This window comes from Mycobacterium sp. NGS17, assembly GCF_059813205.1.
Map to the genome: position 1 here is coordinate 117,093 of NZ_JCALED010000006.1, position 24,759 is coordinate 141,851.

At 65.5% G+C, this 24,759-nt stretch carries 28 protein-coding genes; 9 read left to right on the top strand and 19 right to left on the bottom strand.

Features of this window, described 5'->3' with window-relative positions:
- Window positions 1-1,212: an acetyl-CoA C-acetyltransferase gene (locus AC5Y7E_RS14905; protein ID WP_067352530.1), complete on the bottom strand. Its 1,212-nt coding sequence runs from the start codon at window positions 1,210-1,212 to the stop codon at window positions 1-3.
- A 280-nt stretch (window positions 1,213-1,492) separates the two neighbouring features.
- On the opposite strand from AC5Y7E_RS14905, the gene AC5Y7E_RS14910 reads away from it, so the two are divergent.
- A complete protein-coding gene (locus tag AC5Y7E_RS14910) occupies window positions 1,493-2,674 on the top strand; it encodes a pyridoxal phosphate-dependent aminotransferase (RefSeq protein ID WP_499918610.1) in 1,182 nt (393 codons plus the stop codon).
- Here the strand turns inward: AC5Y7E_RS14910 and AC5Y7E_RS14915 are convergent.
- Genes AC5Y7E_RS14915 through AC5Y7E_RS14930 form a run of 4 tightly spaced genes read right to left on the bottom strand, consistent with a single transcriptional unit; the run spans window position 2,667 to window position 5,197 of the window.
- A complete protein-coding gene (locus AC5Y7E_RS14915; protein WP_499918613.1) occupies window positions 2,667-3,116 on the bottom strand; it encodes an SRPBCC family protein in 450 nt (149 codons plus the stop codon). The genes AC5Y7E_RS14910 and AC5Y7E_RS14915 overlap by 8 nt on opposite strands.
- 38 nt (window positions 3,117-3,154) lie before the next feature.
- Window positions 3,155-3,610 carry an SRPBCC family protein gene (locus AC5Y7E_RS14920; protein ID WP_499918615.1) on the bottom strand — a complete coding sequence of 152 codons (456 nt, stop codon included), beginning with the start codon at window positions 3,608-3,610 and terminating at the stop codon, window positions 3,155-3,157.
- A gap of 58 nt (window positions 3,611-3,668) precedes the next feature.
- Window positions 3,669-4,748 carry a CaiB/BaiF CoA transferase family protein gene (locus AC5Y7E_RS14925; RefSeq protein WP_499918618.1) on the bottom strand — a complete coding sequence of 360 codons (1,080 nt, stop codon included), beginning with the start codon at window positions 4,746-4,748 and terminating at the stop codon, window positions 3,669-3,671.
- 5 nt (window positions 4,749-4,753) lie between these two features.
- Complete coding sequence (locus AC5Y7E_RS14930) at window positions 4,754-5,197, bottom strand: SRPBCC family protein (protein ID WP_499918621.1); 444 nt, start codon at window positions 5,195-5,197, stop codon at window positions 4,754-4,756.
- 65 nt (window positions 5,198-5,262) lie between these two features.
- On the opposite strand from AC5Y7E_RS14930, the gene AC5Y7E_RS14935 reads away from it, so the two are divergent.
- Window positions 5,263-6,948, top strand: a complete 1,686-nt coding sequence (locus tag AC5Y7E_RS14935) for an alpha-keto acid decarboxylase family protein (RefSeq protein ID WP_499918624.1) — start codon at window positions 5,263-5,265, stop codon at window positions 6,946-6,948.
- A 4-nt stretch (window positions 6,949-6,952) separates the two neighbouring features.
- Here the strand turns inward: AC5Y7E_RS14935 and AC5Y7E_RS14940 are convergent, their stop codons facing one another.
- The 5 genes from AC5Y7E_RS14940 to AC5Y7E_RS14960 all read right to left on the bottom strand — a co-directional run bounded on the left by AC5Y7E_RS14940 (window position 6,953) and on the right by AC5Y7E_RS14960 (window position 10,959).
- Window positions 6,953-7,138, bottom strand: a complete 186-nt coding sequence (locus AC5Y7E_RS14940) for a (2Fe-2S)-binding protein (protein WP_499918627.1) — start codon at window positions 7,136-7,138, stop codon at window positions 6,953-6,955.
- 10 nt (window positions 7,139-7,148) lie between these two features.
- Window positions 7,149-7,775 (bottom strand): fatty-acid--CoA ligase, encoded by a 627-nt coding sequence (locus tag AC5Y7E_RS14945; RefSeq protein WP_499918630.1) that lies wholly within the window; start codon window positions 7,773-7,775, stop codon window positions 7,149-7,151.
- Window positions 7,772-9,238, bottom strand: coding sequence for a FadD3 family acyl-CoA ligase (locus tag AC5Y7E_RS14950; RefSeq protein WP_499918632.1), 1,467 nt, complete (start codon window positions 9,236-9,238; stop codon window positions 7,772-7,774). The genes AC5Y7E_RS14945 and AC5Y7E_RS14950 overlap by 4 nt, the downstream gene beginning before the upstream one ends.
- A 25-nt stretch (window positions 9,239-9,263) precedes the next feature.
- Window positions 9,264-10,454, bottom strand: coding sequence for an amidohydrolase family protein (locus AC5Y7E_RS14955; protein WP_499918634.1), 1,191 nt, complete (start codon window positions 10,452-10,454; stop codon window positions 9,264-9,266).
- Window positions 10,455-10,539: 85 nt separating this feature from the next.
- Entirely contained in the window at window positions 10,540-10,959 is a 420-nt protein-coding gene (locus tag AC5Y7E_RS14960) for a lipoprotein LpqH (RefSeq protein ID WP_499918637.1), read from the bottom strand.
- 107 nt (window positions 10,960-11,066) lie between these two features.
- Between AC5Y7E_RS14960 and AC5Y7E_RS14965 the strand changes: the two genes are divergently transcribed.
- Both AC5Y7E_RS14965 and AC5Y7E_RS14970 read left to right on the top strand, forming a co-directional pair.
- The gene (locus tag AC5Y7E_RS14965) at window positions 11,067-11,822 is read left to right on the top strand and encodes an enoyl-CoA hydratase/isomerase family protein (RefSeq protein ID WP_499918639.1); all 756 of its coding nucleotides are present in this window, start codon (window positions 11,067-11,069) and stop codon (window positions 11,820-11,822) included.
- On the top strand, window positions 11,819-12,253 hold the full coding sequence (locus AC5Y7E_RS14970; RefSeq protein ID WP_499918640.1) for an Rv2576c family protein: 435 nt from the start codon (window positions 11,819-11,821) through the stop codon (window positions 12,251-12,253). The genes AC5Y7E_RS14965 and AC5Y7E_RS14970 overlap by 4 nt, the downstream gene beginning before the upstream one ends.
- Here the strand turns inward: AC5Y7E_RS14970 and AC5Y7E_RS14975 are convergent.
- Complete coding sequence (locus AC5Y7E_RS14975) at window positions 12,169-12,888, bottom strand: TetR/AcrR family transcriptional regulator (RefSeq protein ID WP_499918642.1); 720 nt, start codon at window positions 12,886-12,888, stop codon at window positions 12,169-12,171. The two genes, AC5Y7E_RS14970 and AC5Y7E_RS14975, sit on opposite strands and share 85 nt — an antisense overlap.
- Window positions 12,889-13,082: 194 nt before the next feature.
- On the opposite strand from AC5Y7E_RS14975, the gene AC5Y7E_RS14980 reads away from it, so the two are divergent.
- Window positions 13,083-14,378 carry a cytochrome P450 gene (locus AC5Y7E_RS14980; protein WP_499918644.1) on the top strand — a complete coding sequence of 432 codons (1,296 nt, stop codon included), beginning with the start codon at window positions 13,083-13,085 and terminating at the stop codon, window positions 14,376-14,378.
- Window positions 14,379-14,398: 20 nt separating this feature from the next.
- Here the strand turns inward: AC5Y7E_RS14980 and AC5Y7E_RS14985 are convergent, their stop codons facing one another.
- Genes AC5Y7E_RS14985 through AC5Y7E_RS15000 form a run of 4 tightly spaced genes read right to left on the bottom strand, consistent with a single transcriptional unit; the run spans window position 14,399 to window position 16,857 of the window.
- The gene (locus AC5Y7E_RS14985) at window positions 14,399-14,680 is read right to left on the bottom strand and encodes a cytochrome C oxidase subunit IV family protein (RefSeq protein WP_499918646.1); all 282 of its coding nucleotides are present in this window, start codon (window positions 14,678-14,680) and stop codon (window positions 14,399-14,401) included.
- A gap of 4 nt (window positions 14,681-14,684) precedes the next feature.
- Window positions 14,685-15,263, bottom strand: coding sequence for a cytochrome c oxidase subunit 3 family protein (locus tag AC5Y7E_RS14990; protein WP_499918649.1), 579 nt, complete (start codon window positions 15,261-15,263; stop codon window positions 14,685-14,687).
- A complete protein-coding gene (locus AC5Y7E_RS14995) occupies window positions 15,260-16,075 on the bottom strand; it encodes a hypothetical protein (protein WP_499918651.1) in 816 nt (271 codons plus the stop codon). Before AC5Y7E_RS14995 ends, AC5Y7E_RS14990 begins: the two co-directional genes overlap by 4 nt.
- Window positions 16,072-16,857, bottom strand: a complete 786-nt coding sequence (locus AC5Y7E_RS15000; protein ID WP_499918653.1) for a hypothetical protein — start codon at window positions 16,855-16,857, stop codon at window positions 16,072-16,074. Before AC5Y7E_RS15000 ends, AC5Y7E_RS14995 begins: the two co-directional genes overlap by 4 nt.
- 100 nt (window positions 16,858-16,957) lie before the next feature.
- Between AC5Y7E_RS15000 and AC5Y7E_RS15005 the strand changes: the two genes are divergently transcribed.
- Window positions 16,958-17,560 carry a TetR/AcrR family transcriptional regulator gene (locus AC5Y7E_RS15005; RefSeq protein WP_499918657.1) on the top strand — a complete coding sequence of 201 codons (603 nt, stop codon included), beginning with the start codon at window positions 16,958-16,960 and terminating at the stop codon, window positions 17,558-17,560.
- A 5-nt stretch (window positions 17,561-17,565) separates the two neighbouring features.
- Here the strand turns inward: AC5Y7E_RS15005 and AC5Y7E_RS15010 are convergent, their stop codons facing one another.
- Window positions 17,566-17,985, bottom strand: a complete 420-nt coding sequence (locus AC5Y7E_RS15010) for a hypothetical protein (protein WP_499918659.1) — start codon at window positions 17,983-17,985, stop codon at window positions 17,566-17,568.
- 183 nt (window positions 17,986-18,168) lie between these two features.
- On the opposite strand from AC5Y7E_RS15010, the gene AC5Y7E_RS15015 reads away from it, so the two are divergent.
- From AC5Y7E_RS15015 to AC5Y7E_RS15025, 3 genes are all read left to right on the top strand, one after another.
- Window positions 18,169-18,888, top strand: coding sequence for an Rv1363c family protein (locus AC5Y7E_RS15015; RefSeq protein ID WP_499918662.1), 720 nt, complete (start codon window positions 18,169-18,171; stop codon window positions 18,886-18,888).
- Window positions 18,885-19,490, top strand: a complete 606-nt coding sequence (locus AC5Y7E_RS15020; RefSeq protein ID WP_499918663.1) for an Rv1363c family protein — start codon at window positions 18,885-18,887, stop codon at window positions 19,488-19,490. Before AC5Y7E_RS15015 ends, AC5Y7E_RS15020 begins: the two co-directional genes overlap by 4 nt.
- Window positions 19,491-19,622: 132 nt before the next feature.
- Window positions 19,623-20,144 carry an Rv2253/PknI dimerization domain-containing protein gene (locus tag AC5Y7E_RS15025; protein WP_499918664.1) on the top strand — a complete coding sequence of 174 codons (522 nt, stop codon included), beginning with the start codon at window positions 19,623-19,625 and terminating at the stop codon, window positions 20,142-20,144.
- Window positions 20,145-20,200: 56 nt separating this feature from the next.
- On the opposite strand, the gene AC5Y7E_RS15030 is transcribed toward AC5Y7E_RS15025, so the two are convergent.
- Genes AC5Y7E_RS15030 through AC5Y7E_RS15040 form a run of 3 tightly spaced genes read right to left on the bottom strand, consistent with a single transcriptional unit; the run spans window position 20,201 to window position 24,756 of the window.
- On the bottom strand, window positions 20,201-21,970 hold the full coding sequence (locus tag AC5Y7E_RS15030) for an MCE family protein (RefSeq protein ID WP_499918665.1): 1,770 nt from the start codon (window positions 21,968-21,970) through the stop codon (window positions 20,201-20,203).
- On the bottom strand, window positions 21,971-23,353 hold the full coding sequence (locus AC5Y7E_RS15035) for an MCE family protein (protein WP_499918667.1): 1,383 nt from the start codon (window positions 23,351-23,353) through the stop codon (window positions 21,971-21,973).
- Window positions 23,350-24,756, bottom strand: a complete 1,407-nt coding sequence (locus AC5Y7E_RS15040; protein ID WP_499919020.1) for an MCE family protein — start codon at window positions 24,754-24,756, stop codon at window positions 23,350-23,352. Before AC5Y7E_RS15040 ends, AC5Y7E_RS15035 begins: the two co-directional genes overlap by 4 nt.
- Window positions 24,757-24,759: the final 3 nt, after the last annotated feature.

Below are 24,759 nucleotides of genomic sequence, written 5' to 3' on the forward strand. Positions count from 1 at the left end.
TTAAACCCTCTCGATGATGGTGGCGACACCCATGCCGCCGCCGATGCACAGCGTGACCAGGGCGCGACGCGCGTTGCGGCGCTCGAGCTCGTCGACCATGGTGCCGGTGATCATGGCGCCCGTGGCGCCCAGCGGGTGGCCCATCGCGATGGCGCCACCGTTGACGTTGAGCTTCTCGTCCGGAATGTTGAGGTCCTTCTGGAACTTCAAGACCACCGACGCGAACGCCTCGTTGAGCTCGAACAGGTCGATGTCGTCGATCGTCAGGCCCGCGCGGTCGAGCACCTTGCGCGTGGCAGGGGTCGGGCCGGTGAGCATGATGACGGGGTCCGAGCCGCTGGTGGCGGTGGCCACGATGCGCGCCCGTGGGGTCAGGCCCTGCGACTTGCCGGCCGCTTCCGAACCGACCAGCACCAGCGCGGCGCCGTCGACGATGCCGGAGCTGTTGCCGCCGGTGTGGACGTGGTTGATCTTCTCGACATAGTGGTATTTGGTCAGCGCCACGTCGTCGAAGCCGCCCATCTCGCCGATGCCGTCGAACGCGGTCTTCAGCTTGCCCAGGCCTTCGAGCGTGGTGTCGGGCCGCATGTGCTCGTCGTGGTCGAGGATCACCAGACCGTTCTGGTCGCGCACCGGAACGACCGACTTGGCAAAGTAGCCGCCGGACCACGCCGCGGCCGCCTTCTCCTGGGAGCGCAGCGCGTAGCGGTCGACGTCCTCGCGGGAGAAGCCTTCGATGGTGGCGATCAGGTCGGCGCCGATGCCCTGGGGCACGAACCCGATCTGGTAGTTGGTCTCGGGGTCGGTTGCCCAGGCGCCGCCGTCGGAGCCCATCGGGACGCGGCTCATCGACTCGACACCGCCGGCCAGCACCAGGTCGTCCCAGCCGGACCGTACCTTCTGCGCGGCGGTGTTGACGGCCTCGAGGCCCGACGCGCAGAACCGGTTGAGCTGCACGCCGCCGGTGGTCTCGGGCAGGCCGGCGGCCAGCACCGCGGTGCGGGCGATGTCGCCGCCCTGGTCGCCGACCGGGGACACCACACCCAGGATCATGTCGCTGATCAGGTTCTCGTCGAGGTCGGGGAAACGCCGCCGGAGCTCGTCAACCAGGCCTACGACCAGGTTGAGTGGCTTCACCTCGTTCAGCGAACCGTTGCGCTGCTTGCCCCGCGGGGTGCGGATGGCCTCATAGATAAAAGCTTCTTCGGACATGACGACTTCCTGATCTGGCGAATAGGGTTCGAATCCGTCTTGAAGACTAGATCCCGCCCCACCCTAACAGGGCCCCCGGCCAACCTGTTGGTTGGCCAAACCGCGCAGCTCAGGGGCGGCGTGTGACGACGACCACGCGTCGGCTCGCCCGGCCGGGACGGCCGCCCCGGCCGACCGTGAAACTACTTTCACGCTCGGCGACGAGTGTGCAATTAACTTCACGCTGGCCTGCCACGTCCCGGGCACTGGCCGTGGCCCGCCGCGCCTAAGCTCAACCACCATGACGGTGTCGCGACTGCGCCCCTACGCGACCACGGTGTTCGCCGAAATGTCGGCGCTGGCCGCGCGGATCGGAGCGGTGAACCTCGGCCAGGGGTTCCCCGACGAGGACGGACCCCCGGCGATGCTGAAGGCCGCCCAGGAGGCCATCGCCGACGGCGTCAACCAGTACCCACCGGGCATCGGCATCGCACCGCTGCGCCACGCCATCGCCGCCCAGCGGCAGCGCCGCTACGGCATCACCTACGACCCCGACGCCGAGGTGCTGGTGACGGTGGGGGCGACCGAGGCCATCGCCTCGGCGGTGATCGGCCTGGTCGAACCCGGCTCCGAGGTCCTGCTCATCGAACCGTTCTACGACTCCTATTCACCGGTGGTGGCGATGGCCTCCGCGCAACGGGTGGTCGTGCCCCTGGTCCCCCACGGCCGCGGCTTCGCCCTGGACGCCGACGCCCTGCGCCGGGCCGTGACGCCACGGACCCGCGCGCTGATTGTCAACTCCCCGCACAACCCGACCGGCACCGTGCTGAGTGCCGACGAGTTGGCGGCCATCGCCGAGGTCGCGACCGCGGCGGACCTGCTGGTGATCACCGATGAGGTCTACGAGCACCTGGTATTCGACGGGCGGCAGCACGTTCCGCTGGCCGGCTTCGACGGCATGGCCGAGCGGACGATCACCATCTCCAGCGCCGCCAAGATGTTCAACTGCACCGGCTGGAAGATCGGATGGGCTTGCGGCCCAGCGCATCTCATCGCGGGGATGCGCGCGGCGAAACAGTATCTGAGCTATGTCGGCGGCGCGCCGTTCCAGCCGGCGGTGGCCCTGGCACTGGAGACCGAGGGCGCGTGGGTGGCCGGCCTGCGCGCCACTTTGCAGGCCAGGCGCGATCGACTGGCCGCCGGGCTGATCGACGTCGGGTTCGAGGTGCACGACAGCGCCGGCACCTACTTCCTGTGCGCCGATCCCCGTCCGCTGGGCTACGACGACAGCGGCGCGTTCTGCGCGGCGCTCCCGGAAAAGGTTGGAGTCGCCGCGATCCCGATGTCGGCCTTCTGCGAGCCGGCGGCCACGCACGGTCCGGCCGATGTGTGGAATCACTTGGTGCGCTTCACCTTCTGCAAACGCGACGACACCCTCGACGAGGCGATCAAGCGACTCGCCGGGCTGCGCGACGCTACCTAGCCGATCCGAAGCCCTCCATCACCCGCTTGCGCAGCCCCTCCAGCGCCGAGTGCAAAATTTTCTTTCGGGCCCGGGCTATCCAGAACTCCGGTAGCGGCGCCCAGGGTTCGACGGTGATGGTGAAGCGCACCCTGGTCTTGTCGACGCCCAAGCGGCTCAGGTTGTACTCGCCGTGCTGACCATGCTGCTGCGCCGTCTTGTGGGCGTCCCACACCATCCAGTCTGCGCCCCAATGGTATTCGAGCACTTCCGTGTCGTGGATGCCGGTCACCGAGATCGTGACCTTCACGTGGTGGGGGCGGCCGTCGGGATGCTTGTCGACGACCTCGACCCGCTTGTGGACCGACGACCACGAGGGCACGGCATCCATATCGGCGAGCGCCTCCATAATGACTTCCGGAGGCGCGTCGATGACGATTTCCGAAGATGCTTGAACGGCCACTAGTACTAAGTTAACGCCAGCGCAGCCACCGGCGAAGGCTATTCCGGCCGGGAAGAACCGCTGCCGCCTGCCACCTGGTCGCACAACCCTTTCATCGCGGCGTCGAGAACACTCTCGGCCGCGCGCCGCACGACGAACGCAGGCATGGGCCGGCCGGGTTCGACGGTGATGTCGAAGCGCACCCGAGTCTGGTCGACCCCTTCGGGTTTGAGGGTGTACTCGACGTGCTGGCCGTGCTGCTGCGAGGTCCCCTTGGCGTCGTAGACAACCCAATCCGGTCCCCAGTGGTATTCCAGGACCTCTTTGTCGACCAGCCCGAGAACCTTGATGGTGGCCTTGACGTGGTGCGGCCGGCCGTCGGGATACCGGTCTATCACCTCGACATGTTTGTGCAGCGGCGACCACGATGACAGGACGCCGACATCGGTCAGCGCCTCCATGACCACTTCTGGCGGCGCGTTGACGACGAATTCCCTTGATGCTTTTACGGCCACTGAGGATCAACTTAGCAACGCCGACCGCGATGCGGACCGGTTCGCCGTAAAGGATTTTCTACCAGTCGATTTCGTTGAGCGGCGTGGTCGCCGCCGGAGGCGGTCCGACGGGCCCGGCGGGGGTTCGCGAAAAGCGTGGGGCGGGTGCGGCCTGGTCGGCGCCGTGGGCGGTGATCAGGGTGGAACGCGCCCGCAGGTGCCCATCGGCGGCGGCCTCCTGCCACGTCAGCACCGGGGTGACACAAGCATCGGTGCCGGCGAAGGTCCGCGTCCATTCGTCCCGCGTCCGGCTGGCGAATCGCTGGGTGAAGATCTCGCGCATCCGTGGGTAGGACGCTTTGTCTTGCTGGGCGGGCACGTCGTCGGGTGACAGGCCGAGCCCGTCGAGCAGCGCCGAGAAGAATTGCGGTTCGATGGCGCCGACGGCGACGTATCGTCCGTCGGCGGTCTCGTAGCAGCCGTAGAACGGGGCGCCGCCGTCGAGCAGGAACGATTCGCGTCGGTCCCGCAGTGCGCCAGTGGACTTCATAGTCCACATCATCTGGGCCAGCAGGCTGACCCCGTCGACCATCGCCGCGTCGATCACCTGCCCCGCGCCCGAACGCTCCCGTTCGTACAAGGCGGCCACGATGCCGATCACCACCAGCATCGAGCCGCCACCGAAGTCCGCGACCAGGTTCAGCGGCGGCATCGGCGGCCGGTCGGCGTAGCCCAGCGCCGACAGGGCGCCGGTCTGCGACAGGTAGTTGATGTCGTGACCGGCGGTCGGCGCCAGCGGACCCTCCTGTCCCCACCCAGTCATCCGCGCGTAGATCAGCCGCGGGTTGACCGCCGCGCAGTCGTCCGGCCCGATGCCGAGTCGCTCGCAGGTCCCGGGCCGGAAGCAGTCCAGCAACACGTCGGCCTTGGCGGCCAGCTCCAGCAGCGTTCGCGGCTGCGCCTTGACGTCCAGGTCGACGATTCGCTTGCCGCGGTGCAGCAGATCGCGGTCCTCGGCCGGCATCCCCAAGCCGCCCGCTGGACGCCGCACCCGCACCACGTCGGCTCCCAGATCGACGAGCAGCATTCCCGCGTGCGGTCCCGGCCCGATGCCGCCGAGTTCTATGACTTTCACCCCGGACAGCGGGCCGCCGCTCACGGCAGCTACTTACCCTTCTTCACCTGGAGCACCCGGTCGCGCAGCGCCTTGGTCGCCGAATCGATCGTTCCCTTCACGGCGCGCTTGAGCACGAAGCCGGGCAGCGGCACATTCGGGTCCGCGAGAAGCTCGAACTTGACCAGAGTCTCGTTGCCTTTCGGCACCAGGGTGTACTTCCCGTCCTGCGCCTTCTGCTGCGAGGAACTGACCAGCTTCCAGCTCACCACATTGTCGCCCCACGTGTAGGCGACCACCTGTTCGTCGGTGATCCCGGCGACCTTGACCTTCATCTTCACCTGCCGGGGGCGCCCGTCGTCACCGGTGTCCAGGATCTCCGCGCTCTGATGCGGTTCCGACCATTCGGGCATCGCTTCGAAGTCGGCGATGACGTCCAGAATCTCCTCCGGACTGGCTTCGATGACGATGTCGCGGGATTCTTTGAGTGCCATGGCCCGCACGATACTGGCCCGGCGTCTCGCCCGGAACGGATTCGACCGAGCGTACCGTCGTGCCTGTGACTGATGCTGCGACCGATCCCGCATACACCGTCGGTGACTATCTGTTGGACCGCCTCGCCGAGCTCGGCGTCTCGGAGATCTTCGGCGTTCCCGGCGATTACAACCTGGAATTCCTCGACCACATCATTGCGCACCCCAGCATTCGCTGGGTCGGCAACGCCAACGAGCTGAACGCCGGCTACGCCGCCGACGGGTATGGCCGGTTACGCGGAATGTCGGCCTTGGTAACGACTTTCGGGGTCGGAGAGCTCTCCGCGGCCAACGCGGTCGCGGGCAGTTATGCCGAGCAGGTACCCGTTGTGCACATCGTCGGCGGCCCGTCCAAGGATGCCCAGCACACCCGCCGGGCGCTGCACCATTCGCTCGGCGACGGGGACTTCGAGCACTTCTTCCGGGTCAGCCGCGAAATCACCTGCGCCCAAACCAATCTGATGCCCGCGACGGCCCGCCGCGAGATCGACCGGGTGCTGTCCGAGGTGCGCGAGCAGAAGCGCCCCGGATACATCCTGATGTCCACCGACGTGGCTCGCTTCCCCACCGAGCCGCCGGAGGCGCCGTTGCCCCGCTATAGCGGTGGCACCAGCCCCCGCGCCCTGGCGATGTTCGCCGAGGCCGCGGCCGAACTCATCGGCGACCACCGGCTCACCGTCCTGGCCGACTTGCTGGTACACCGACTGCAGGCGATCAAAGAACTCGAGGCGTTGCTGGCGGCCGACGTGGTGCCGCACGCCACGTTGATGTGGGGAAAGAGTCTGCTCGACGAGAGTTCGCCCAACTTCCTGGGCATCTACGCCGGGTCCGCCAGCGCGCCGGCGGTGCGCACCGCGATCGAAGAGGCGCCCGTGCTGGTCACCGCCGGGGTGGTGTTCACCGACATGGTCAGCGGCTTCTTCAGCCAGCGCATCGACCCCGCCCGGACGATCGATGTCGGCCAGTATCAGAGCAGCGTGGCCGGAGAAGTCTTCGCGCCCTTGGAAATGGGCGCGGCGCTCGATGCGCTGACCGCGATCCTGGTGCGCCGCGGAGTCTCCTCGCCACCGGTGGTGTCGCCGCCGGCCGAGCCGCTGCCGCCGCCCCCGCCGCGCGACCAGCCACTCACCCAGAAGATGTTGTGGGACCGCCTTTGCGTGGCCCTCACCCCCGGCAACGTGGTGCTTGCGGACCAGGGCACCTCGTTCTACGGCATGGCCGACCACCGGCTGCCGCAGGGTGTGACCTTCATCGGCCAACCACTGTGGGGCTCAATCGGTTACACGTTGCCCGCCGCGCTCGGGGCCGCGGTGGCGCATCCGGACCGCAGGACGGTGCTGCTCATCGGGGACGGCGCCGCGCAGTTGACCGTCCCGGAACTGGGCACCTTTTCGCGTGAGGGGCTGTCCCCGGTCATCGTGGTGGTCAACAACGATGGCTACACCGTGGAACGGGCGATCCACGGCGAGACCGCGCCGTACAACGACATCGTCAATTGGAAGTGGACGGAGGTCCCCCGCGCGCTGGGGGTCACCGACCACCTGGCGTTCCAGGTCCGGACCTACGGCGAACTCGACGACGCCCTGACCGCCGCTGCCGAGCAGCGAGACCGCATGGTGTTCATCGAGGTGATGTTGCCGCGACTCGAAATCCCGGCCCTGCTGGTCGAACTCGTCCAACCGACATCACCGGATGGCAGTCCGCGCCGCTGACGAGCTAGCGCGAGTTCGGGGTTCGGTCCGGACTGGACGATCGCAGGATGGCCTGCACCGTGCGACGGCAGCGTCCGCAATCGGCTCCCGCCCCGCACGCCTGGGCGACTTCCTTGGTGGTCGACGCCCCGCACGAAACGGCTTCGGTCACCGTTTGACTGGTGACTCCATTACACAGGCACACGAACACCGGCGGATCCTCAGTCCGCCTCGATGCGCATCATGTCGAAGAATCGGCCGACGAACAACGGTGGGTAGGCGCCGATGCCCGCACCCGACATCCATTGCGCCGCCGCGTCTGGGTGGTCGATCCAGTCCCGCGCGCTTTTCTCGTCGGGGAACTCCTGCAGGATCAGCACTTCGTGATCGTCGTCGAAAGCCTGGAACACCCACGTCTTTCGGATGCCGGCCGTGGTGAATCTGTCGATCGCCGTGCTGACTTCGGAGGTCAGCAGGGACACGTCGTTGACGGAGGCGATGGCGGCCACCACGACGCCCGGCGCCGCCGGAGTTGTCGGTGGCTGCGCGATGAACCTGTCGACGATCTCGCCGGCGAAGACCGCGGGAATGTCTTCCACGCCGGCCTCGTCGAACCAATCGAAGAAGACCCGGGACCGCAGCAGCTCCACGATCGGCTCACGGCTGTGCACGCCGATCATCACCAGGACCCGCCCGTGATCGCGGGTCGAGGTGTAGACCAACACGTGGTGTGCGCCGATATCGGCCAGGGCGGCTTTGTTGCGTTTCAGCAGTGGCCATACCCGGGTGGGATCGGGGACGCGATAGTCCGATGCGATCACCATCGAATGGATATCGCCGTTGTTCATCGGAGCTGGTCCTTCATCACTTTCCCCGTCGCGTTGAGTGGGAGTGAATTGAGGAACTCTACCGTGCGGGGCACCTTGAATCCGGCCATCCGGTCACGACACCAGCCGATCAATTCGTCGGCGCTGACCTCGCCGTTGCGCACCACAAACGCTTTGCCGACCTGGCCCATCCGTTCGTCGGGGACACCGATGACCGCGGCCTGTGCCACGGCCGGGTGATTGAGCAGGAAGCCCTCGATCTCGGCCGGGTAGGCGTTGAACCCACCGACGATGAACATGTCCTTCTTCCGGCCGACGATGCGCAGCCGCCCGGTCTCCGTGAAGTCTCCGAGGTCTCCGGTGTGCAGCCAGCCGTCGCGGTCGATCGCTTGGGCGGTGGCCTCCGGTTCGTCGAGGTACCCCCGCATCACTCCGTAGCCACGGACCAGCACCTCGCCGTCCTCGGCGATGCGCACCTCGACCCCCTCGCACGGCACGCCCGCGGTGGTGGCGACGTCCTCGAAGGAATCGCCCGGCAGGGAGAGGGTGACGTTGCCGGCCTCGGTGAGGCCGTAACCGGTCATCAGCGTCTCGAACGGCAGTTCGTCGTGGATGCGACGCACCAGCTCGACCGGGATGTCGGCGGCGCCGGTCACGCCCGCACGCAACGACGACAGCCTGGACTTGTCGGCCACCGTCAGCAACGAGTGATACAGCGTCGGCGGTCCGGGCAGCATCGTGATGCGTTCACGTTCAACAAGATTCACTACGGTGTCGACGTCGAACACCGCGACGGGCAGCATCGTGGCGCCGCGCAGGAACGAGGCGACCAGACCCGCCTTGAGTCCGAAGGTGTGAAAGTACGGGTTGATCTGCAGGTAGCGGTCGCCCTCCCGCAGGTCCGCGAGCGTCGCCCACTCCTCGTACATGCGCAGCGTTTGACCGTGATTGAGCATCGCCCCCTTGGGACGCCCGGTCGTGCCCGAGGTGAAGATGATGTCCGAGGTGTCGGTGCCGCTCACCGGCCGTTCGAATGGCGAACCACTGGACAGGAAGTCGGACTTCAGGTCGATCACCGGCACTCCGGCGGGCGCGCTGTAATCCTGGTCCAGGAAACCCTTTTGGACCAGGACGGCCTTCACCTTGCTGCGGACGATGATGTCGCGGGCTTCCTCGCTCTTGAACCGCGTGTTGACCGGGACGAGCACGCCGCCGGCGGTGAGCAACCCGAACGCCGCGATGATCCACTCGGCCGAGTTGGGCGCCCAGACAGCGACCCGGTCACCCTTGTCGATGCCGAGGTCGGCGAAAGCGCCTGCGGCACAACGGATTCTCTCGGTCACCTGACCGAATGTCAAGCGCAGCGGACCGTCGACGACCGCTTCCGCGTCGCCGAAGCGGTCCGCTGCGCTCAAGACCATCTCCGGGATGGTCTGCCACTGTCGGTTGGCCGGCTCCTTCTCAGGACGCTTCACGTCCTGCATCGTCGCCGCCCGGAGCCCCTAGACGTCACACCGTGACGAGCCGACCGAGGTTGCCGCCCATGATCTTTGCCTGATCCTCAACGGATAGATGCGACAGCGCGTTGACGTAGAACGTCGGCTCCGCCAGCCCCTCCGGGTGCGGCCAGTCCGAGCCGTACAACACTTGATCGACGCCGACGAGGTTGACCAGATCGTCGATGCCGTCCTCGAAGAACGGGCTCACGTGGATGCGGTTCTTGACCATCTCGACGGGGTCGCTCGGGAATACCTCCGGGGCCTTGCGGAACACCTCGGCCAGGCCGTCCAGCAGCGGCGTCATCCACTTCGACCCGGCCTCGACGATCGCGACCTTCAGCTTCGGGTGCCGGTACAGCGCGCCGTGAATCACCCACGACCCCACCGCGTCCTGGATCGGCCGCCACTCGTTGAGGATGCCCATCGCATTGGTTTGGAACGGCAGCATCTCTTGTTCCGCGCCGTCCCACTCGGAGGTGTAGCGCGAATAGCCGCTGTCGCTGGAGTGCATGCCGACGAGTAAGTCGTACTCGACGACCCGCTCCCAGAACGGGTCGAACTCGGGCACCGCGAAGGAACGCGGGCCGCGGAAGCCCGGGACCGGCGCCGGGCGGATCAGAATGCACCGCGCGCCGCGCTTGACGGCCCACTCCAGTTCCTCGATCGCCTTCTCGACGATCGGCAAGGTGATGACCGGGGTGGTGAAGATCCGGTTCTGGTAGTTGAAGCCCCAGACCTCGTCGAGCCATTCGTTCAGCGCGTGGATCAGGACGTGGACGGCCACCGGGTCGTCGCGCAGACGTTCCTCGAGCAGGCTCGCCAGCGTCGGGAACATCAGAGTGCGATCCAGACCAAGCTCGTTCATCTTCTCCAGGCGCGGGCCGGGCTCGAAGAACGCCGGGATCGCGCGCATCGGTTCACCGAACAGTTCGCGCTTGCTCTTGCCGTCCGGGTTGCCGTACTTGAAGTACTCCTCCCAGGCGCCCGGCCGGGCGACGACCTCGAAGGTCGGGTTGGGAATGTAGTTGCTGATCTGACCGCGGATCGCAATCTTGGTCCGCCCGTTGATCTGGACGTACTGGACGAAGTCCTTGTACTCCTTGGGCAGGAACTTGGTCAGCGCCTCTGGGGGCTCGTACAGGTGGTTATCCGCGTCAAAGATCGGGAATGGGACGTCTTCCCGATGCGACAGCTGGCCCATGAAATCCTCCTTCGCAATTTATGAGAATACTATTCTCTACGGGAGCGTAATCGCAACGTGGGTCTCCGGACCCCGGTCCGGCGTGTCAGCAGGCCACGGAGATCTTGTACGTGGCGGTAGCCGGTTCACCGGGTTTGGCGGTCAGGTACCCGTTGGCGGTGCCGCTGACGGTGAATTTGTCACCGGTCATGCTCATGCCCCCTTCGCCGTCGCCGCCCCGGGAGTACATTCCGCTGAAGCCACCCAGGTTCTGGATGTGTACGGACTCGGCGGTCGCCGGTTGCGCACTCTCGTCGATCACGACCTTGGCTCCCGCGAAGTCGCTGCCGATGTCGATCGTTCGGGTCCACTCCCGCTGACTGCACTTCACGACGTGAAAAGTGCGGTCAGCGCCGTTGACGGTCACCGTTGCCGTGCTGGCGATTTGGCTTGGGGGCCGCGACGTGCACGCCCCGACCAAGGCAATGGCAAGGACCGCGGCGGCGGCCAGGATTCGGTTCCGCATCGAGTCACCTCTACCTCACTGGCTGAAGTTCTTGGGCCTGCAGCGATGATGTTATTCTCGCGAAAAGAGAATGCCAATATCGTGTTGTTGTCGAGGAGCGAAAACGCATGGTGGATCTGGAGATCGACGCCGGGTTGGCGGTGGTCACCATCGATCGCCCGCAGGCCCGCAACGCCATCGGTCTGGACACCATGGACCAGCTGGAGAAGGCGCTCGATGCGGCGGAAGGCGTTCAAGCGCTGGTGATCAAGGGCGCCGGAGACAAAGCTTTCGTCTCCGGCGGTGACCTGAAGGAGTTGAGCGCGCTGCGGACCGAGGAGGACGCCGCAGCCATGGCCCGGCGGATGCGGTCCATCTGCGATCAGCTGGCGGACTTCCCCGCCCCGGTGATCGCCGCGCTCAACGGCCACGCGTTCGGCGGCGGCGCCGAAGTCGCGGTCGCCGCCGACATCCGGATAGCCGCCGACGACATCAAGATCGCCTTCAACCAAGTTCAGCTGGAAATCATGCCGGCCTGGGGCGGGGCCGAGCGGCTGGCCACGCTGGTCGGAAAGAGCAGGGCGCTGCTGCTGGCCGGCTCGGGAACCGCCCTCAGCGCGTTCGACGCCGAGCGCATCGGCCTGGTCGACCAGGTCGTGCCCCGCGACGTCTTCGATTCGCCCGACGAGGGTTGGCGAGCCATCGCGAGGTCGCTGGCGCGCCACCCGGCGACCGAGATAAAGCGCGTAATCCGCGGAGTTTCCCCGGAGGAGGCGATAGCATCCTTCGCACGGCTGTGGGTCGCCGACCCGCACTGGCAAGCCGCAGAACGGGTGATGAACCGCAACAACAAACCGCGCCCGGCCGCCGGAGGAGCGTCATGACCACAACGAGGACAGCGATGGGCGTCGGCTCCATCGTGTCGTTGGCTTCGCTATTGGCGGTCGCGAGCGTGCTGGTGGGAAGCGGACGGGCGCATGCCGACCCGGTCATGCATCACGTCAGGTACACCGTTTCCGCGCAGAACCCGATCTATACGTCCATCTACTACCTGGACCACCAGCCGGAGAAATTCTCCGACTACAGCCATAACCCCTACTCGTTCACACCCCATGTCGACGTCGATCTCGCCCCGGGCAAGCCGTGGGGCTTCGATCTGGACATGTCGGACCCCGACCATTACGCGATGGTGGTGGCGAGCACCGGCACGGAGCCCGGCACGCCGGGACTTCACTGCGATCTGGCGGTAGACGGCGCGGTCGTCGTATCCAAGGATGGCCCCAAAGGCGTGCTCTGCTCGCTGCGGAACTGGTGAACAATCCAGGTATCCGGTACACCCTCGATCGGCCGCGGTTCGCCTTCCAGGCGGCGCAAGTAGTTCTCCACCAATTCCAACGTCTCGGCGTGTCCGGCGGACATACCGATCGCCTGCTCGAGGACCAGGAACCGCGACAGGCTGCTCATCAGCACCGTCCACACCACCGGAGGGATGTCGATGTCCTGGCCTTCGTCTTGAATTCTGGAGCCGTAACGCTCCAGCGCGGTCGTCACCGCTTGGCGCTGCTCTTCGCGGAAACGCTCTGCATAGTAAGCGATTTCGGCCCGCATCTCCTTGCGATGATTGGCCAGCGCCATGAATTCCATCGAAATCCGGGTGAAGGCGGGGTCCGTGCCGAATCGCCAGAGCGCCCACAGCGGCTGCGGCGACTTCAGCATTTGCGCGTGCACTTCAAGCGCTTCTTCGGCCCGGCGACGGAACACTTCCAGGAACAGCTCTTCCATGGTGCGGAAGTAGTAGTGCACCAGCTGAGGCTTGAGCCCGGCCTTGTTCGCCAGGCGGCGGGACGTGACCGCGGCATAGCCCTCCTCGAGCATCAGCCGCTCGGCGGCATCGAGCAACAAGACGCGGTTTTTCGCGTCCGGCGCCCCGATTCTGCGGGCCGATGTCATGTGCCTGCTCCGTACTGTGTGCCATCCCGTGCCGACCACACGGATCGTATCGTGGCGCGCCGCCCTCAACCTTGACCCTGACATTACCGCCATGCTAAGCAGGTGCTCAGCACATTTTGGATCTCGAAATCGGGCGGCGGTACGGCTTGCCGCCGAATACCGCCGGTAAACCCAGCCCAGGGAGACGCATTCCGATGAGCACCTTCGACTCGATCGACTTCTTCACCGATCCGTCATTGGTCCCCGATCCGCACCCTTACTTCGACTACCTGCGCAGCCAAAACCCGGTGCTGCGCCTGCCGCACTACGGGGTGGTCGCCGTCACCGGCTACGACGAAGCCTGCGAGATCTATAAGGACCCGGACACCTTCTCCAACATCGTCGCCCTCGGCGGGCCCTTCCCGCCGCTGCCGTTCACGCCCGAAGGCGACGACATCAGCCCGCAGATCGATGCGCACCGCAGCTCGTTTCCGATGAACGAGCACATGGTCACCATGGACCCGCCCGACCACACGAAGGCCCGGTCGGTGCTCGCGAAGTTGCTGACCCCGAGCCGGCTGAAGCAGAACGAGGAGTTCATGTGGCGCCTCGCCGACCGCCAGCTCGACGAGTTCCTCGGCCTCGGTGAGTGCGAGTTCATCGCCGAATATTCCAAGCCGTTCGCCACTTTGGTGATCGCGGACCTGCTCGGCGTGCCGGAGGAGGACCACAGGGAATTCCGTAAGGTGTTGGGCGCCGATCGCCCCGAGGCGCGAGTGGGTGCCCTGGACCACGAGTCGGTGGGTATCAACCCGCTGGAGTGGCTCGACGACAAGTTCTGTCACTACATCGAGGATCGGCGCCGCGAGCCCCGCGGAGACGTGCTGAGCTTCCTGGCGGACGCGAAGTACCCGGACGGATCGACACCCCCGGTGATCGAGGTCGTCCGCTCGGCGACCTTCCTCTTCGCCGCGGGACAGGAGACCACCGCGAAGCTGCTCAGCGCCGCCCTGCAAGTTCTCGGCGACCGGCCCGATATCCAGCAGCAGTTGCGTGACGACCGCAGCCTGATTCCCGGGTTCATCGAGGAATCGCTACGGATGGACAGCCCCGTCAAGAGCGACTCGCGGCTGGCGCGCAAGGCGACCACCGTCGGAGGTGTCGACATCCCCGCGGGCACCGTGGTGATGATCCTGCCGGGCGCCGCCAACCGCGACCCGCGTCGGTTCGAGAACCCGCACGAATTCGACTTGCGCCGCAGGAACGTTCGCGAACACATGGCGTTCGCCCGCGGCGTGCACTCGTGCCCCGGCGGTCCGCTCGCCCGCGTCGAGGGGCGTGTCTCGATCGAGCGGATCCTGGACCGGATGCCGCACATCGAAATCAACGAAGCCCATCACGGGCCGGCCGCCGATCGTCGTTACACCTACGAGCCCACCTACATCCTGCGGGGCCTCAGCGAACTGCACCTGAGGTTCACCACCGCGGACGCGATCGCGCCGGTGGCCTAGGAACTCCCGACTGGCGAGCGCTAACGGATTTGCAGTCCGACGAAGTAGCTGCCGAGCAAGACGGCGGCGATCAGCACCACCCACGCGTCGGTAAGGCGGCAGAGCAGCACCGGGGCGTCGCGCACCTCCATGAATTCGCGAAAAATGATGCGCACCTTGATAAGTGCGATGACGATGACGCTCGACGTCACCACCGCGCTGGACTTCAGCAATCCGCCGGCGGAGTGATCTATCCACAGGTAAGCCAGCGTCAACGCGGCCAAGATCAGCCAGACGAACAGCAACCTCTTGTTGAATTTCACCCGCTCACCTCACCACGTAGAGCAGCGCGAAGATGAGCACCCACAGGAAATCGACGGTGTGCCAATACGTTGCACCGGTTTCGACGATTTCCTGGGAGCGCCGCGCCGGACTCATGAGTTGGTAGACGACGACGCCCAGGACGACGAAGCCGATCAGCAGATGAACAAAGTGGATCCCGGTGAGGAAAAAGTAGTACATGAAGAAGTCGTTGCGGTCTATGCCATTTCCCGCTTGGACCAGCCGCGCCCACTCGAACACCTTGAAAAACAGGAATACGACGGCGAATCCTGCCGTGATGGCGGCATCCCTGAGCGCCGCGCGGTAAGCGCCGGCGCGCGCCGACTGAACGCACCGCGCGACCGACCATGAGCTGAGCAACAAGACCAAAGTGTTGAAGACTCCGACGCGCAGGTCGAGATGCGCCTGCGAGTGCAGGAAGAGTTCGGGGTTGCGACCCCGTGCGAACAGGTAGAAGGCGAAATACCCGGTGAACACCAGGGTTTCGAACAGGACGAAGGCCCACATGTCGGGTTGGCCCGGTACGGCCCTAACCCGCGCGCTGTTTTCGGCGAGGTCCGTCATTGCGCAACCGCCGTCTTTCGCGGCAGGTCCGGCAGTGGTCCGGTACCGAAGTCTTCGCGCCGGATCATCTGGAACAGCATGACGATGAACGTGACCTGGTAGACCCCGAAGACGACCATGTCCAGCCACCACGCGATCTCGCCGTCCCACGCGAACACGCCACGCCGGAAGATCCAGCAGGGCGCCACGACCACCTCCGTCAGCGCGTTGCACAGGTTGAGATAGCCGAACCACTTGGGGAATACGCGGTTCTTGTCGAGCAAGATCGCCACCATCCAGATCAGTGAGCCGATCAGGAACACCCCCATGGTTCCGTCGAAAGACAAGAAGGCGAAGTCATAGAGCCAACCGATCGCTTCGGGGTCGCGGTCCGGTCGCAGGGTGCCCACGATCAGCGCGATGTTGAGCAGCAGCATGCCCGGAACCGCGCTGAGTGAGTAGATGAGCAGATAGGAGTACGCGAACGCGCGGCTGACCGACATGCGGCGCATCGAGTACGCGATGAGTGCGTTGTTGACCGCGATCATGCCGCTGATGGCGAAGATGACCCCGAAGCCGACGGGTATGCCGAGGTGACGTTCGGCGAACCAGTGGGCTTGGGTCGCGAGGTCCCAGGTCGGCTCCGGCGGCGGCTGAACCTGCGCCACGATGAAGAACATCGGGAAGAAGAGGCCGTAGAACACCATGAGCACCCCCCACGCCAGCCACAGCTCACGCTTGGGGTCGCGGCTCAGGTGCCAACCGATTCGGTGGTGCAGGGGGCCGGCGGGCGGCGTGGCCGGGGACGTCGGCGGTGCGATCACCGCGCTCATGCGGTGACCAGTTCCATTGGTTGACCGCGGGATTCGGCGCGCTCGCGATAGACGGCCCGCCCCAAGACGATGCCCATCACGACGATCCAGACCGCGATGGCGACGTTTTTCACCCAGAACGACAGCAGGCCGTCCCAGGCCAGCGGGCCCGTCAACGACACGCCGACGAACGCCGCCGGCACCAGCGCGGCCGCCACCAGAAGATTGAAGTAAGCCACCCACCGGTGGAACACCGGGCGGGACGGGTCGTCGAAATAGATTGCCAGGGCCAAGATTACGCACTGACCGATGAAGAACGGGACCAGGATGGTGAAGGTGATCCAGGCGAGGTCGTTGAGCAGCTGAGTCAGTTCCGGGCTGCGCTCCGGGCGAAAGGCGGCCAGCAGCCAGCAGACATCGGCGACGAGGAACAGCGTCGGGCCGCCGGCCGCGCACCCGAGCATGGCGTAGGAGAAGATCGGTGTCCGGTGCGCCATGCGGCGGATCTGCAGCACGATCAGCGCCAGTATCGGCACCAGACACACCCCGAACCAGTTGAACAAGATCATGCTGGAACGGATCTGCGGAATGTGCCCCGGATCGCGGTAGAAGGCGGCCACCTGCTCCGCCGGCATGGTGGGTGACATCGGCGGGTTGAATCCCGGGAACAGGAAGAAGGAGGCGATCCACAGGATCAGCGCCACTGGCAAGGTCCAGAGCAGGATCAGCTCGCCGTCGGTCCGCCGGTACGCGCTTCGGGCAGTTTGGCGACCGCCTGGGTCGTCCGCGCCGACGTCGGACATCGATACTCCTTCCCGTACGAGATTGCGGCCGGTACCCGGCTAGTGAGCGAAGCTAGCCGATCGGCTAGCCAGGGTCAATAGCGTCGTCTAGTCTCGGGGCGTGGGAACAGCACGGCAGCCGGTCGCCGCTGAGCAATTTTGGCTCATCGAGCACAGCCCGGCCCGGACGCGGGTACTCGACGCCGCGTTGGATCTGATCGCCACGCACGGTGTCAGCGGTACTTCACTGCAGATGATCGCCGATGCAGTCGGAATCACGAAAGCCGCTGTCTACCATCAATTTCGGACCAAAGAGCAGATCGTCATCGCCGTGACCGAGCGCGAACTCGGCCGACTCGAGCCGGCGCTCGAGGAGGCCGAAGCATACGACGACGGTCCCCAAGCGCGCGATGCCTTACTGGTGCGCGTGGTCGAGATGGCCGTGCGTGACCGCCGGTTGGTGCGCACGCTGCAGTTCGACCCCGTCGTCGTCCGATTGCTGGCCGAGCACAAGCCGTTTCAACTTTTCATGGACCGTCTGTACCGGGTGCTGCTGAGCGATGCGGGTCTGGACGGGCGGATCGAGGCGGCCATGTTCTCCGGCGCGCTGAGCACCGCGGTCATGCATCCGCTGGTTGCCGACATCGACGACGACACGTTGCTCGAGCGGGTGACCGACTTGAGCCGGCGCCTGCTCGGCCTGCCCCGGAAATCCCGCGACTGACTCGGCTATGTGTCGGCGCGGACCCAGCTCGCTATGCCGTCGTGAGCGATACAGATCAGGAACAGGCCGTCGGGCGCCTGCGCGACGTAGTTCAAATAGTTCGGGCATTCGGCGTTTTCGTCCTTGACCCCCGCCATCGGAGGTGAGCGGAACCAGCGCGGCTGGTATCGCCGCGGCGAGCCGCAGAACATCAGCCGGCCGGGCTCCGAGGCGAAGGAAACGTAGCCGTCGGCGACACCGAACGCGTAGTAGCTGGTGTTGTCACACGGCGCGCCCAGAACCTGGTGCGGCATGATGCCGGGGGTGCAGGCGGGGTAGTCGCAGACAGTCGGCCCCGCCAAGGCTGGCGGCGCCGCCACCACACCGGCGCCGAGCAACGCAGCAACCAGGGCCACGATCGATCGCACCCGATAACTCTGCCACATCCGAAAAGAAAATTCTCCTGGTTGGAGAAGATCAACCCTGACTGCACGGTCGGCGGCGCCGAGGCATCGAGCGCGACTACGTCGGGTGTCCCGACGGGCGAGCATTTCCGCATGTGAGAGCCGCAAGGACAGCCGCCCCGTGGCGCCTTTGAGCCCGCGCGGAAGTGATAAGCTCGCTCTCCGATGCACGATCCGGACGGGCCCGACGCCGACCTCTCGGAAGTGGACGCAGAAGACGAAGTTGCCGAGGCTGAAGCGCGCGCCGAGGCGGCTCGGGCACGCCTGGAAAGCCTGCGCGGAGCGGCCGAAACCGGGGATTCGGCCGACGATGCACATGATGCCGAGCACCGGCCCGCGGTGTCGATCCGGAAACGGCTACGGTTGCCGCGCCGTCCCAGGCGACCGCGATGGCTGCGGCGCCCAAAGCGGCGAACGGTAGCCGCCGGCATCGGCACCGTGCTCTTCTCCACTTCTCTGGGAGGGAGCGGCTACATGCTCTGGCAGCACCACATCGCGGTGCATAACCGCCAGCTCACCGCGGAGTTCAGTGCAGCTGCCCGGCAAGGGATTACCGCATTCATGTCGATTGACCCCGCTCATGCCAAAGAGGATGTCCAGCGCTCGATCGATGCCTCCACGGGCGACCAGAAGAATCAGCTGTCTGTGCTGTCGAGGCTGATCGTCAACAAGGCCGAGGAGACGAAGGTCGGCACCAGGGTCACCGTGGAAGCCGTCGCGGTCCAGTCGGTGAGCGACAATTCGGGAGTCGTGCTTGTGGCGGCGAAAACCGATCCCATTGGGCCCGATAACGCCAAACCGCCACCGGCCCTGTTTCGGCTCAGCGTCAATTTGGACCGCGACGGCGGCCAGCTCAAGATGTCGAAAGTTGATTTCCTGCGATGACTGTCGAAGATGGCTCCTCGCTGGGCGGCACCGAAAACGCGAGTGACGGCTCGACGATTCCAAGTGCCGACCAGGAGGGGCGGCCGGCGGCGATTCGCCGTCGGGCGCGCCGCTATTTGGCGCGGTGGCGTTCGATCGTCGCGACAACGTTGGTGATCGCCGCCATGGGAGTCGCTGCCGGCGTGTACTTCATCCTGTACCGGCCGGATCAGCAGGTTGGCGACGCCGCGGCGAACCGGGCAATACAGGCGGCGTCGAATGGTGCGGTGGCGGCGTTGTCGTATTCCTACGACCATTGGAATCGCGATTTCGACAACGCGAAGTCGCATCTCACCGGCGACTTCTTGGCCTATTACAGCAAATTCGCCGACGAAGTCATCGCGCCGACTGCGCAGAAGGGACAACTTACGGCGACGGCCAAGGTGATTCGGGCCGCGGTCTCGGAATTGCATCCCGATTCGGCCGTGGTGCTGGTATTCGTGGACCAGACCACCGCAAGCGCACAAAAGAAAGACCCCGAGACGACGCAGAGCAGTGTCCTGGTCACGCTGACCAAGGTCAACGGCTCTTGGCTGATCGCGAAATTCGACCCGTCCGGATGAGCGCGACAGATGTTGTCCTAACCATTATCTGGCGGGCTAAAGCAGTGTAACGTCATCGCTCGAGAACGTCGCAACCGACGGCGGAATAGGTGCCATAGGCACTCTCGGATTACGCGCTTCGAGGAGCACCTGATGCGTTCAGTCAGAACACTCACCACCGCAACGCTGTTGGCTGCCACCGCATTCGGCGGTTTGGGCACTGCATCCACAGCCCAGGCGATAACCAAGGAAGACGTGGCCATCAATGGGACGTTCCGTGCCACGTCCATTGGCGATTACGCCCAGAGAAATGACCAGTACTTCGGCGAGCCAACGGTCTATCAAGTATGGACCATCAGCTCGACCTGCGACTCGACCATAGAATGCCATGGCACGGTGACGAGCGACCAGGGATGGAGCGCGGCCCTATTCATGAAAGATGGCGAGATGTGGAAGGTGAGACGCGAAGTGCCGAACTGGGAGCGGTGCCAGGACGGTACCGCGTTTGCGGGGCAGCAGCAGTTCTTTTTCTACCCGGTGAACGACAATGGTGGATTCCAGATCGGGTCGCGGGTTTTCGCGGGCAAGGATAAGACAGTCGGCCCGAGCGGTGCCTGCGGGCAAAACCAGTGGCTCGATATCACGATGCCGTTGCGCCTGGATCAGCTCTCCTGACCGGGCCGTCCTAGCTTCATTGCCCCGCCCCCGGGCCGCTTCGCCTTCCGGCGAATTCAGGTGGGTAGCATGTCCTTCCACGTCCTGGGTGCTTTCGGAGCAACGAGATCCGACTGCTGGTACAACTTTCCGTCCGGACCGACGTAACGACCGGTGCGCGGATCGTACTTCGCCACCACGACCGACGGCGTTGGTTTAGATGCGTTGCCTCCGAACGAGCTTGGCGCAGCCTGAGGTCCTCCCCCGCCGGTCGTGTCGGCTGGTCCGGGATCGGAAGGAGAGGGCGGGGCTGGAAGCGGGACTGGAAGCGGGGCCGGCGCCGCGGGCGGCGGGGGAAGTTCTCCCGCCGCAGGAACGTCGAGTGGCGCTATGGGCGGAAGGTCCGCCGACATTCTCGACATCGGCGCCAGCGCGGGGGGTCCCGAAGACGGGACGGGGGGGACTGCGGCCCCGACCGTGCCCGGTGGCGGATTTTCTCCCCGCGGCCCCACAGGAGCGCCGCGCGGCACCGCCCCCGGCGGTAGCGGCGTACCCTCGACCGGGCCGAAGATCCTGTCATTGACGGTGATTCGGTCATCGGGCGGGACGCCCTGGGCCAGCAGATTCGGGTCCAGCGGATAGGGGCCGAGGGTGTGCTGTCGCATCGCTAGCGGCATATACGGCTTGTCGCTGTTGCAGATTTCGACGGTCGGTGCGCGCTTACCCGGGTGACCCATACAGGGATAGTTGCGGGCACCGCGAACCGCGATCGGTGAATCCTGCGGGAGTTTGCAATACAACCCGTCCGGTGTGTCGATGTCGGTGAGGTCGTCCGGTGATCGCCAGGTGTTGGGTGGCATGAAGCCGACCGTACAAATAGGTGGATCGTCGACCGTGGCCGCGAAGTCGCCGTAAGCCCTACCGTCGGGATGGTTTTCACCCTGCGCGGCCTGCTCGACAGCAACCCCCGACGGCAGCAACACCAGTAGCTGCTCGAGCGACGGGTGGTAGGTGACGCCGATCTGCCCGATGGTGGTCAGGTTGGCAAGCAGCACCGGCAGCGTCGGTTTGATTTGTTCGAGAAGCCGCGACGCTTCGTTCGCGGCGTCAGGACCCTTCTCCAAGATGGCGCGGAAGTGGGAATCGTTGTCCACCAGCGTGTCCGAGATGCCAGCGAAGCTGTGTGCCCACTTCCTGATCGAATCGGTGGTGCTTGCCTGAGTGTCCAGCAGCGGCCCGGTGTCTTCGGTGAGGGCTCGGGTGCGATCGACGACGCTATTGGCGTCGCGGGACAAAGTCTTCGAGGAATCGAGCAGCGACCCCAGGTCGTAACCGGAGCCGTTGAAGCCCTGAAAGGACTCGTCGAGCAATTGACCGAGTTTGGTCTTCGGGATGCTTTGAACCAAGGCATTGACCTGTTCGAGCATTGGGGCGACCGGCTGCGGAATTGTCGTGTCCCGCACGGCGATAACCGAGCCGTCGTGCAGATAGGGCGGCGAATCGGTTTTGGGCTGCAAGTCCACGTACTGTTCACCCACCGCGGAAACGCTCAGCACCTTCGCCGTCAGATTCGCAGGGACCTTCGGTGAACTACTAAGCGAGAGTGTGGCTTTCGCGCCGGTCGGCGTCAGATCCACCGAGGTGACCTTGCCTTGCTGAACCCCGCGGTAGGTCACGTTGGAAAACCGGTACAGGCCGCCGGTGGCCGGCAGCTCCAGCGTTACCGTCATCCGGCCGATGCCCAGCAGGGTCGGCGCTTGGATATAGAAGAGGACCATGGCGATCACGCCAATGATTCCGGCGATCGCGAAAATCGCCAGCTGGATGCGAACGAAGCGAGTCAGCATCTATCCACCCGCTCCTGTCGGCGGCGCCTCTGCGGGCGGCGCCGTCTGGCCAAGACCCGCGTCAGGCAGCGGGGCCGCACCAGGCGGGGGACCGGGCAGTGGGGCCGCACCCGGCGGCGGGCCGGGCAGCGGGGCTGCGGCCGGAGCAGGCCCGGGCAACGGTCCATAATTCCCCGGTCCCGGTCCCGGTACCGCAGCCGGTGGCGGGCCGGGCAGCGGAGCCGCACCCGGCGGTGGTGGGGGCAGCGGCAAGGCGTCGGGATCGATCCATGGTGGCCTCAGCGGGTTATGCAAAGGATCGAGTGTGTAATTCATGCGATACGGATCCCCGGGCACCGGTGGCACGGGCATATCCAGCTGCCCCCAGTGGGTTCCAAGCAACAAACCCTTCTTGAGCCGTGGAATCGTGAGGTCGAAGTCGAAATGCAGGTTGAAGAAGTCGCCTCGGACCGCGCGGTCGACGAAGTTCTGGGTGAACGGGAACACGGACGCCGCCGCGATGGCCGCGCCGAACTCCGGTCCGACGTCGGCGAGCGCCTTGATGGTCGGCTCCAGATTTTTGAGGTTCGTGACCAGGTCGGCCTGGGAGTCGTTGATCAGCCGGGTGGCGGTGTTGCTGAACACCCGAAGATGATCCAGGGCGGCCGTCAGACGCGGCCGCTCCTTGATCAACACCTCGAGCGCCGGCGGTATCTTGCGCAGCGCGTCGGTGACGACGTCGCGTTGGTCGGCGAACGTGGCCGACAGCCGATTCAGCGCCTGGATGGAGGCGACGATGTTGTCCCGCTGGTCATCCAGTGTCCCCACAAACGTGTCCAGGCGGGTAATCAGATCACGCACGGCACCCTCGTGCCCGGACAGGGCGGCCGAGAAATTGTGGATGACCTCTCCGATCTGGCCCAATCCCCCGCCGTTGACGACCGCGCCGAGCGACGACAGCGTCTGCTCTGTCGACGGGTAGGCCGATGATCGGCTCAGCGGGATGGTGGCGCCCGGCTGCAGCCGTCCGGCTCCCGATTGCCCGGGCGGCGTATTGAGCTCCACATGCATCGAGCCCAGCAGGCTGGTCTGACCGACGGTCGCTACCACGTTGGCCGGGACCACCACGTCGCGTTTGACCGAGATCTCGACGTCCGCGTGCCAGCCTTGCACCCGCATCGTGCCGACACTGCCGACGACGACGTCGTCGATCAGCACCGGCGAATTCGACTCCATCGTCCCGACATTCGGAAGTTCGACGTGGTAGATGTTGGCCCCTGGCCCACGTCCGACCGCGCCGGGCAGCGGTAGTGAATTCAGGCCGTGGAATGCGCATCCCGTCGTCATCAACATCACGCAACAGCCGACGGTGAACACCCGCCTAGCGATCACCCGGGCGATCATTGTTGGGGGCCTCCGTCTGGCAGCAGCATGCCCGACACGGTCGGCCCGGGTGGCGGTGACATCGGTGTCGACGGTGGCGGCGGCAGCGGCATCGCCGCACCGGGTATCCGCTCAGGCGGCACCGCCCCTGGCGGTCCCACCGGATCACCCGGCAGACCGGTGTAGGCCGACACTTCGGGCGGGATCTCGGGTGGTCCGGGCTTCGGGCCCTCGCCGCCGGGCGCCAGGCGCGGCTCGGTGTAGAGAACCCGGCCCGGGTCAATCGATTTGGCGATGAGCGGGTTGATGGGAATCGGCGAGTTATTGAAGTTGGTCTGCCGCAAGCCGGGACCGAGGAACAGGGAGCACAGCTTGCCCGATTCGACCGCGGTGATGTTCTCGACAGCGCCGATTTGCGTGCAGCCCGGTACGGACAGCAGAACCTGCCCGCCCCAGGTGGGATTCGCCATGTTCATCAGCCCGAACCCACCCACGATCGTTCCGGTGTCGGCGTTGTAGTCGTTGAAGAAGTTGCCGAAAGCGTTCGGCGCCGCGTGCAGAATGTTTTCCAGGGCCATGTGGTGATCGACCAGGTTCTGCGTGACATCGGCCAACCGGGCGATCTGCTCGCTGGTCTGGTTGCGGGTTCCGGCGATGAATCGCCGCACCTCACCGACCGCCGTCGACAGGTCGGTCAGTGCCGCATCCAGGTCGGATTTGCTGTCATTGACCACGCTGGTGAGCGTGGCCAGCCGGTCATTGAACTGCACGAGTTGCACGTTGCTGTCGCGCAGCGCGGCGACGAACGTCTGCAGGTTTTTGATGATATCGACGATGTTGCCGCTGCCGTTGGCCAAGATCCGGCCCACGCCTGACAATTGACCGAGCGTTTGGCGCAGCTTGTCGCCGTTGCCGTCCAGCGCATTGGCGGCACTGTCGATGAACCGCCCCACGGATGTGCCCGATACCCCGCTCTTGGGTCCCAGATCCGTTGCCAGCCGCATCAACTGGGTTTTGACCTCGTCCCACTCGACTGGGACCGCGGTACGTTCGACCGGTATGACTGCCCCATCGTGCATGACCGGGCCACTGTCGCGGTAGGCCGGTGAGAGCTGGACGTAGCGCGCGGCCACCAGGTTTGGGGCGACGATGACAGCCTTTGCGTCCGCCGGAATGGGCACGTCGCGGTCGACCTTGAGGACCATCTTGGCCTGAGTGCCTTGCGGCTGAATGGATTTGATGCTGCCGACTTTGACGCCCGAAACCCGCACCTCGTCATGGGGATAGATCGCGGTGGCGGTGGTGAAGTAAGCGGTGATGGTCCGTGGGCCGAAGAACGTGTTACGGATGACCACGGCGGCGCCGGCAACGATGAGTCCGACGAGCACGACAGCCGTCACGGCCGCCACCCGCTTGCGCGGCATCCG